Origin of the sequence: Pseudoflavonifractor intestinihominis (genome assembly GCF_040096055.1) — a bacterium.
Classification (GTDB): Bacteria; Bacillota; Clostridia; order Oscillospirales; family Oscillospiraceae; genus Pseudoflavonifractor; species Pseudoflavonifractor intestinihominis.
The window spans coordinates 1-10,125 of record NZ_JBBMFK010000046.1 but is presented as its reverse complement, the minus strand read 5'-3'; the positions used below and the strand labels follow the sequence as shown (position 1 = coordinate 10,125).

The following is a 10,125-nucleotide window of genomic DNA, read 5'->3' as shown; positions in this document are numbered from 1 at the left end:
CTGCCTCGCAGAGCGCACGATACAGGGCTTGCCCCTGTATAGAAGTGCGCCCTTGTTGTCAAGGGATTTTGATGCTTGCAGGGTTACGGTGTTATATTCTCGCAGAAGCGCATTATCATCGCCGCTACCTGCGCACGGGTTGCGCTGTCCTTAGGAGCCAATGTAACTGCGCTGGTACCGCTGATAATGCCTTCGCTGTTAGCCCATGCCACGGCCTCCTGCGCCCATTCGCTGAGCTGTCCAAGGTCAGTATACCGAGACAGATCAGCGCTTGCAGCCGTATCATAGCCCTTATACTGGGCATAGCGATAGAGGATCGCGGCAAGCTGTTCCCGCGTGATTGGGTCGTCAGGCCCGAACAGGCCGTTGCCGTAACCGCCCACAATGTTGTTGGCTGCTGCCCAGGCAATGGCGTCGCTGTACCACTGACCGATCTCCACATCGGTGAAGTCGGACCCGCCGGAAACAATGGGAGTGTCCTCCAGCCGGTAGAGAATGGTGACGATCATAGCACGGGTGGTAGTGAGATCGGGACTGAATGTGGTTCCGCTGGTTCCGGCCATAAGGCTGTTCTCATAGGCGTATGCCACCGCGTCGTAGAACCAGTCGTTTTCATCCACATCTATAAAGGGCATGGAATCCTGAGAAGGCTCATCCTCCGGGGCCGTCGTGCTACCGCCACCAGTGCTGGAAGATCCGCCTCCACCGCCTCCGCTTCCGGAATCGTCAGAATCATCAGGGTCTTCCGGCTCCGCCGCTTGGACGGTCAGCTCCAGGCGGATGGTATCGCTGTACACGCCGTCCAGCAGGGCTGCGGCCCGAAGCACCGTGTCCTCTGTCAAAGTAATGGGGCTGGCGTAAGTCAGCGCCTCTTCCGTACAGGGGCAAGTGTCATTCAGCGTATAGCGGATCTCCGCCCCTTGGGTGGCGGTAGTCAGGAAGACCTGCGCGCCGCTCTCCAACGTCATGCCGGAAGTCACGGGTGTCCCATCCGCCAGCGCGGCGGTTACCACAGCGGGTTTTTCCGCCTCGGGCTGCTCGGGATCCTCCGGCAACTCCGCCGCCGTCCTGACCACGGAAATCACAAAGGACTCCGTCAAGCCGGAAACCGGCTCGGTGACCCGCACCATAGCCTCTCCGGGCAGTTTGCCGCGGATGGTGACCGAGGCGCTTCCGTCCGTTCCGGTTGTGACCGTTTCCGCAGACACATCCAGTAGGCTGGGCGTCAGATTTTCTACCGTCAGGGTCTTTCCGGTCACACCCGGCTGGAGGGTCAGGGTGAGGGTCCCGGACTCCTGATAAACGAGATTGGACTGCCCGTTCATCACGATCCCGGTGGGGCGCTGAACCGGCTCTGTAAACGTGGTTTCAGTTCCAACGCCCAAGGCCGTGCCCGCATAATTCTCAGCACTGCCCGCGACCATCAGCGTGCCGGTACAGATTCCGTCCTCCGGAGTCACGGCAAACCGGGTTGCGTACTGTTCTGTCTCTTCCAGATTGTATTCCGCGTCCAGCGGTTCCACCGTGATGCCCACCGTTTCGTTGCCGTGGCTGAGGGAGACTGCGGCTTGTACGCTGGCGATGTCCATGTACTGGCTGAACGTAATTTCCATCCGGTCATGATAGGCAATTGCCTGTTCTACCTCTGGTGATGCAAGAGAAATCATCCCTACATCCACATTGAACTGGGGCGGCGGGACCGGGAGCCAGCCGGTATTTTCTTCATTGGCGGCTGCCGCGGGGACATCGCTGCTGTCAGCAGGTTGATAGCCATCCTTTGAGAATGTCACCTTCCACTGCCCCTCTGGGACAAACCAGGCGTATCCCCCGTCTGCGCCGGTAATCTGGGGATTGAGCTGGTCGTAGTTCTCTGCATCCCACTCCATCATCTTGTTGCCGTCCTGATAATAGACAGTGGCTGTTACTCCTTCCAGCCGGTTGGAGGGCACCGCCTCATAGACATAGCCGGAGGGATCGTGACCGGGAACGAGATCCCGCTTGGGAATATCTTTGCCGTCCTCAAAGAACCCATCGTCAGGCTGAAAGTCGGGTTTGGGGTCCGGGTCAGGGTCTGGATTGGGGTCGGGATCGGGGTCAGGATCGGGATCTGGGTCCGGATCAGGATCGGTGTCCGGGTCATCTTCGTCATCAGGACAGTCAACATAGTTTCGAACGATGGCCAGAGACAGATCCTGGATTCGCTCATAGTATTCCTGGAAGCCGGTGTTGAGGTAATTCTCCACGCCCTGCTCCGTATAAAATTTAACGCTCCAGGTGCCAAAATGTACATCAATGATGTCTCCGTCCGCCGACTCGGTGATAAAACTGCTCAGCACTTTATCGGTGATGTAATCGGTGAAGTTGCCGGTATCCAGCAACTCCTCCACCTCGGCCATGGCGCCCTCCAGCTTCCAGCGCTCGCCCAGCAGCTCCTTGATCCTGTCCTTGTGCTCCTGGGCGCCTTCGATGGCGTCGCTGTAATAATCATCCAGCCACTGGTCCAAATCCCCAAAGCCGATGTCCGAGATCGTGTCGTGGATGATGTCAGTGACGACCTTCTGGATCACCGGCAATCCCAAGCTGGCATTGATCATTAGTAGGCCGTTCTCCCGATAGGCGTCGATCTCCGCACGCAGGTTGAAGAAAGTCTGGAACAGGGACTCCGCCAAAGCTGGGTTCAGCTTCCGGCTACCGTCAGGGCAGGAGGCATTCAACGCCTGTTCCACGCTGTTCAGATAGTCGTTGAGGGCTTCATAATTGCCATTAAGCTCTCGCCGCCAGTTATATTGCTGGCTTGCGGTCTGGATAATGTCCTGGGTGGCAGAGGCAAACTTACCATAGACCGGGACATCGCTGAGTTTACCAATCACGATGTCGGCAAACATTTCATAAAGTTCCCAGCCGTTTTCCGGGACTTCCTCAGGCAATTCGATGTCCAGGCCCGTGCGGGCTGCCGCCATTCTAGACTGGACAGGTTGTTCGCCGCCCAGAAGATAAACTTCGCTAAGGCAGCTGCCCGCGCTCACATCCACATATTCCGTGCGCATTTGTGACCCGTCTAGGGTGAATTTAATATACACATTTTCGTCCGGCAGGAAATTGTAACCGTTCGCTTCCAGTTCCTCTCCGGTCCGACTGTCCTTGGTCTGGGCAATGGTATACTGGCACAGGACTTGCTCCTCCGCCCCCGGGAGCAGAAGATCCATGGTCAGACTATTTCCATCCTCACCTACCTCTTTGAAGCGGTAAATCAGGGTATTCTCCTCCGTCTGCCGGCTGTCTGTTTCTTCTGCGTAAACGGTGTCTATCCGATCCGCCGCCTGTTCCACGGCTTGGTCGAACTGCTGGGCGGAGTCAAGGAACGCGGACGGACTGACCTCCAAAGCCAGGCCGGTACCGTCTTCATACTCTGCGCCCACCGAGACTGGGGTATTGTACTCCGTAAACTCGTAGGAGGCGATCCAGGTTCCAGTTTCGCTGTCATAACTGGCCGGGATACGAATCGTTTCCCCGTTAACCCCCCATGTAACCACGGTGACCTCCTCCAACTGGTCCGCATGGGAGTCAAACTCCACCTGGAAGGTGTAGTTCATATGGTCAGGCCAATAATAGTAGAATGGCTTGACGGTTTCCAGCTGCGTAAAGTCCAGCACGGTGGCGGTTTCGCCAGTAATGTGGTTCAGATTATACATGGTGATGGCAGACAGGTTTGCGGAGGAGGCGTCGTAAGTTACCATCACCTCGTCGGTGCGGATGGGTTCAATGTCGTCCCGGCGCACCTCGGCTTGGATAAAATGATAGGAGTAGTCATAGAGCGGCTGGGCCAAAGGCATCTCACAGGACCAAGAGCCCGCCGCATTGGCGGTGGTCTCCGCCATCTTCTCCCCATTGTCATAGAGGATAATCTGGCTATTGGCCATTGCCTTGCCGGTAACAATGATTTTACTTAGAGAGGTTCGTTCCAGCAGAGCCATGGCGGCTGGAGATACCTCCAATGCGGCCGAGCCCAGAGGCTGAAGCTCTCCTCCGCTCAGACGCACATAGGCGGCTGCACTGGAAGTCCCAGTCGATTCGGCGGTCAAATAGCCGCGAATCACGCCGGATGTTCTGCCTGCCGTTGGCACGATAAGCAGGTTTTCTTCCTCATGCAGCGAATAGGTGCATACGGCATTATCCAGCGTGATACCTTCCGCCAGAGACATGCCGTCCGGAAGATGAATTTGTACCTCCTGCGCTGTATAGCCGTCTGCCAAGTCGAAACGGGCGGTGAACAGGACCAGAGTGCCCTGGCTGGGCGTGGTCGTATTGACCGACAGGCTGCCGGAGTTCAAATAGGAAAAGGCATCCTCTGCCAGAGCAGGAACGGAAACGGGACCGACATCAGTGAGCACCCCATCCTGGATTGACACACTGACTTGAGCATAATCCGTCCCAGCGGCCAGTCCCAGCTGCTCCAGCAGGCCCAGCGCCGGGACATTTTGCAGCATGGGGGTGTCCTGGATCAGAACCAGGGTATAGGTTCCCACGTCCATAGGGGCGCTCGTCAGGCCGGTCCGGGCGGTATAGATGGCACGGAACGCGCCGGTGCTGTCGAACACCAGCACATTGGACGCCCCAGGGAGGGAGAGGCTCCCCAGGCGGAAGCCGCCCTTTTCCACCAGGGTCAAAGACGCACTGCCCATCCGGTCACTGTTCAGAATAACCTGATCCGCAGTTCCGAGCAGTTCTCCGCCGGGGTCAGAGACTGTGACCGTAATCTCCTGCCCCGCCGTCACCACATCGGGCTGGAAGACGACCGTGGTCCCCTGCACCTCATAATCTTCCCCGGCGATGCCGGTCCCGCCGGAGGACAGGGAAATCTGTAAGCTGCCCAGCGCGGAGAGGGACTCCTCACGGGCGCTCTCCCCCTGGCCCGCAGCGTGGCGCAGGGTCAGGCTCAGCTCGATCCGGTCGGACACCGTCTCATAGAGCGTGACCGCAGCCACCTGATATTCTCCCGTTTCGGCGGCGTCCGCCAGAGGGAGGACAAGGGTTTTGCTGTAATATCCGTCCAGACGAACCTGGAGTCGGACGGACTGCGCGGGCAGCTCCGCCAGAGCAAAACTTCCGTCCGTTCCGGTCTGAGCGGACTGGGTCTCACCGTCCGCGAGAGTCGCTGTGACCTGTGCACCGGGCAGCGGATTGCCGTCTTGATCCTGGACTTGGCCAGAGACGGAGACCACCGGCGTCTGCTCCCGTTGCGTCAGGGTAAACGTGATAGCCGCATCCTCCGCTCCCGCCGGGACGGTCTGCCGCGCAGGCTGTTCATATTGCTCCAGCAGTTCCCCACCCAGCAGGACTTCACAGACGTAATCTGCCTCTGCCGCCGCGCCGGAGAGAACCGCGCCGGTCCCCGCCGGGGTGGTCCCGCCGGCTTCGTACCAGTTGACTGTGAAGCCATCCGTAAGCGTTTCCCCTTCCGGGGTGAGCACCCGGGCGGAAAGCGTCCTGGTTGGGACGGCGTTCAGATCAACAAACTGGTACCCATTCTCCACCGCCCAGTCATAAGCCGTGCTGTTTTCATATCCGTGGACCGTAGGGCGAGCGCTGACCAACGTGCCATCATAGATCTCCGTCGCTGAGTTATAAAAAGTGATGTTCGATAGCTGATAGCAGTACTGAAACGCGGCATAGCCGATCCCTGTCACGCTGTCCAGCAATTCTACCTCTTTCAGAGCGTCACAGGACGTAAACATACATGTTGGGATAACCGGCGACCCGACCACGGCGGAGACAAGGGAGTCGCAGTTATCAAAGGTATACCCATACCCGTCTACTGTGTAGTACTGCTTCACGGTGGCCGGCACGTGGATAGAGGTGAAGCCGCAATTTTCAAACGCTCTCCCATATAGGGACGTCAAAGTCGCGGGGAAATTGATGGAGGTCAGGCTGGTACAGTTTCCAAACGCCCGCGTGCCTATGCTGGCCACACCCTCCCCCAGGGTAACGGAGGACAGCGAGGCGCAGTCGAAAAAGGCCTGTTCCGGAATGGCGCTCAGGGAACCGGGAATGGAGACCGCCTTCAGCGCAGAGCAGCCAGAGAATGCCTTTTCCCCCATGGAGGTCAGCGTGGAGGGCAGAGTCACGCTTTCCAGCGCCTCGCAGTCCTCGAAAGCGCCGTCACCCAGAGTAGTGACACCCTCCGGGACTGCAACGGCTGTTAAGCCGGTACCCGCAAAGGCGCTGTCTCCGATTGCGGTTATCTGATTTTCAAATGTAATTTCTGTCAGGGCTTCACATCCGTCAAAGGTGGAATCCGGAACTGTGGTCAGCCCCGCCGGAACGTGGAAGGACGTCAGCGCAGTGTAGCAAAAGACCCGATCGCCCAGCGAGGTCACCTGTTCAAAGGACGGAACCGTGCTGAGCTTGCTGCAATTATTGAATGCAAACTTACCAACTTCCGAGATGTTCTCTCCTCCGGTGACCGCTGTCAGGTTGTAGCAATTGGAGAACGCGGATTCCTCCAGTGCGGTGACGGTCTCTGGGAGATCCACCGTCAGCAGCTGATTCCGGTGGTCATAGCTGTTCGTATAAAATGCGCTGTACCCAATGGACGTTACCTCATGGCCCTCAATGGTCTCAGGAATGACCAAATGCCCGTCGAAGCCCTCCTGGGCGGTAAACCCTTGGATGGTCCCGGTGGTCTCGTCGAAGTTCAGGGTATAGGCGGCCCCTTCCGGGGTATAGGAAACCCGCCTGGGCTGGGCCGCCGGCTCCCGGACCTGCTCCGCGGCCTCACTGGCGTCTTCCACCGTCTCCGCATCCCCGCCAAGAACGGCGATAGGAGACTGGGTCTCCGCTTCTACCTGCAGTTTGGCCTCCACTGTGGCCGCAAAGGCTTGTGCCGGGAACATGCTCAGGCACATAGCTGCCGACAGCAGTGTGCTGATGATTCGTGTACGAATTCGCGTATGCATCACGTCTGTCCAACTCCTTTTGGGGAAAATTCCAGTGTGGGCTGTAAAACTGCCCCTTCTATGATCCTTCTCCCGGATTTCTATGCGGTGGTCCGAATTGCCGTACCATCTGACGCCGGTTCCAGGGCAAAGAATCGTGCGGCTCTACATAGCGCACCCGCGCCGGTCGCGGAGCATCCCACTGCCTCACAGCATGTTACACAAAAAATATAGCATACTGCTGAGCTGTTTTGTTCCCAAAAAATATGGGAATTCGTTAAATCCTGAAAAAGCGTTCGGCACAGGGGAAGATCACACCCCTGTGCCGAACGCAGTGAAATCTTTTCAGGACAAATAGACGGCAAATATGTGCCGCAGCATATTTCGGTCCGGAAGGCCCAGCTTGTGCAGCACGCTGGTTTGCTGGTTGGCAATTGTCTTGGCCGATGAATACAGCTGCACCTCCTGCCCCAGCATCTGCCGCAACACCGCCCGCTCCGCGACAGTCAGCGCCTGCAGCAGCGCTGCACAGATCAGATGCGACTGCGGCGTCGGTCCAGTCGCGGTCTCGCGGATGGTAGGCAGCAGCATGGAAGCCTGGCTTTTGAGCACATAACCTGAGGCAAAGGCATGGACACTGGCCCGGATGACAGTTTCCGGATTATCATCCGCAGTCAGGATGAGCACCCGCGCGGTCGTCTGCATACGGATACGCCGGGCCGCATCTGCGCCGTCTGTATAACTTCCAATCAATTCCAGATCCATCAGGACAATATCGGGCTGTAGGCGGGCAACCGCAGCGCAGCCCTCCTGCGCGGTGGCACACACCGCAGCAAGTTCCAGATCTGGCTGTCCCAGCAGCATCTGTGTAAGCAGATAGCGGAAATCCAAATCGTCGTCCACTGCTAAAATACGGATGGGATTCATTGCACGCCTCCTTTATGGACGTTCTGGCGGTGCATCGGGAAACAAAGGGATACCGTGCTGCCGCGGCCCGGCGCGCTCTTCACAGAAATGCTGCCGTGATGCGCATTCATTACATTCCAGCAGTAATAGAGCCCCAGTCCCATATTACCGCCGCCTTGCCTGGTGGTAAAATAAGGGTCAAACACTTGCTGAAGCGTCCCGGGCTCCATACCATATCCGGTATCTGTTACTGAAATCACCGCTTTCCACCGTTGACAGCAATAGGATAGTTCGATCCTACCCCCCTCCGGCATCGCGTTCACCGCATTGTCAATCAGGTTTGAAAGCATTTCGCGCAAGTGCGTCTGGTCGCAGAACAGCGGTTGCGCGTCGCACCTTCCAACCGACAGTATGATATCACGGTCCATCGGAAACACGGTTTCCGCCACCGTACTCTGAAAAAGTGGTTTTACTGCACACAGCTCCGGCATCAGCGTGATCTGTTGAGCATAGAGCTTCGTACGGTTGACAAATTGCTTAAGATGAAGCACTGCTCCATTGATGATATCCAATTCATGATCCAGATAGCCGCGGCTCTGCATCAACGCGGTACACCACTCAATCTTCGCCAAGTCATTTTTTAACGCATGCCCCACATAATGCGCATTGCGCTGGATCACTTGGCCACCGCTCGTCCAGTCATATGTCTCGCGCCGGAACCGCAGCCCCCATATCCCGCCGTGAAACGCCCGGCAAAGGAAGAATATCAAAATACACAGCGCGATGATCAGGTTAAACTGCCATAATTTCCTTAGGTTAGGGATACCAAGCGCATGATATGGAAACGCGGAAACAAGCCAAAACCACAGCGGTACGAGCATGGTCATGGCTGCGAGGCGGCGCTGCTGGAAGCGCATGCTCAACCGTTCCTCCCATAGTGCATGCAGCAAAACAACGGTGGAGAGAATGCCCATCCCCCAGTTATAACCCGCAACGCTCAGGCAAAATACCGTGTCCTGCTGGAAGTACAGCGTCTGCGTGAAGGGGAAAATACAGACTAGCGCTGCGGCGGGCAAATAGGCTGCAATACTTAGGAAGAGGAACCACCTGCCCGCCTGCTGCTCTAATCTATGAAAGAAAAAGGCAAACACCAGAACGGACGGCATTGCAAGATAGTAGAATACCGCGCTGAGTACAGAATACAGACCCTCGGAAAAATCATCCGTCCAGATACTGGCCTGGATCAGCTGCGGCCCCAATGTATAGAACAAATATTCCTTGAGTGCCCCAACGCTGAACAGAATACCGCTGATAAAGCACCAGTTGTTAAGTTTATTGTGCAGATCCGCCAGTAGGATCAGGGTAAAGATGCACCAGAGCACCATAGTGAATACCAGCAGCATCTCGCCGGGCAGCCCTTGCTGCGCCGCTTCATGAATTACATTAAACTGATCCACAGCGCCTCCTCCCCTCCCTTTGGATGATTGCATTATAGCAAAAATGTCCGTTAAAAGGAATATGATACATAAAAATATCTCTTTGGCAGCACAGTATGATCATCCAGCGGAAAAAGTTTGGTAAATCCGCTTTTTATTTATCTCTTTTCCTTCCCACGTTTCTGCCAAACAATGTCGTACCCTAGCACATCGGCCAGCTCCACAGCCTCGCCATAGCGCAGGCTGCCGCGTTTCAGCTTGTCCGACAGGTTGGGGACGCTGCTGCTCCAACCATATTCGTCGGCCAGGATTTCCACGGCCTCACTCATGGTCATGCCAGCCCGGATGATATACGACTTGATCTCGTTTCGGTAAATCTCGTTGTTTCTCATGGTTTATGCCTCCTTTTTCGTTTGCTTGGCGGTGAAGCCGGTGCGTTGGTGAACGTACTGGGTTCATCGCTGGGCGATGGATAATAGTATGCGAATAACCGTTTTCTCTGCCGCCTGCGAAGCCCTGTTCACAAGTGGTAGGGATCGGTTTCACTGTTTCGCGTGGATTTTCGCGGGTTTTGATAATTGCACGCCGGACAGCGTACCCGCTTCGCTGTCCGGCGTATCGTGCTTTGATGGCGTTATCAGCATAAAAACGCCGGATTTTTCGTTGTTTTCACTTCCTTTGAAAATATCGCTGCATTTTGCCGTTCTCCCCGAATGCCGTTCCTGCCCCTGCCTTTTCAGCGGCGTATTCCGGCATTGGCACGCTCTCCCGTGCTTTCAAGCACATGGAGTCATGGCGCTGCTTCCCCTGCCGGGGGTATCCCATTCGGACGGTCATGTAATTTTCAA

The 10,125-nt window shown here is 56.5% G+C and carries 4 protein-coding genes; all 4 read right to left on the bottom strand.

Translation table 11 applies throughout. The annotated features are described in order from the left end of the window. Positions 1-83: 83 nt before the first annotated feature. Positions 84-6,956, bottom strand: coding sequence for a leucine-rich repeat protein (locus WMO64_RS16840; protein WP_349232743.1), 6,873 nt, complete (start codon positions 6,954-6,956; stop codon positions 84-86). 324 nt (positions 6,957-7,280) lie between these two features. After that, positions 7,281-7,862, bottom strand: a complete 582-nt coding sequence (locus tag WMO64_RS16835) for a response regulator (protein WP_349232742.1) — start codon at positions 7,860-7,862, stop codon at positions 7,281-7,283. Continuing rightward, a complete protein-coding gene (locus WMO64_RS16830) occupies positions 7,859-9,298 on the bottom strand; it encodes a sensor histidine kinase (protein WP_349232741.1) in 1,440 nt (479 codons plus the stop codon). The genes WMO64_RS16835 and WMO64_RS16830 overlap by 4 nt, the downstream gene beginning before the upstream one ends. A 137-nt stretch (positions 9,299-9,435) precedes the next feature. Further along, positions 9,436-9,669: a phosphoribosylglycinamide formyltransferase gene (locus WMO64_RS16825; protein ID WP_087289244.1), complete on the bottom strand. Its 234-nt coding sequence runs from the start codon at positions 9,667-9,669 to the stop codon at positions 9,436-9,438. Positions 9,670-10,125: the final 456 nt, after the last annotated feature.

Coding starts and splice junctions, on each gene's coding strand:
- WMO64_RS16840 (WP_349232743.1), bottom strand. CDS start 6,956: ATGCATACGCGAATTCGTACACGAATCATCAGCACACTGCTGTCGGCA.
- WMO64_RS16835 (WP_349232742.1), bottom strand. CDS start 7,862: ATGAATCCCATCCGTATTTTAGCAGTGGACGACGATTTGGATTTCCGC.
- WMO64_RS16825 (WP_087289244.1), bottom strand. CDS start 9,669: ATGAGAAACAACGAGATTTACCGAAACGAGATCAAGTCGTATATCATC.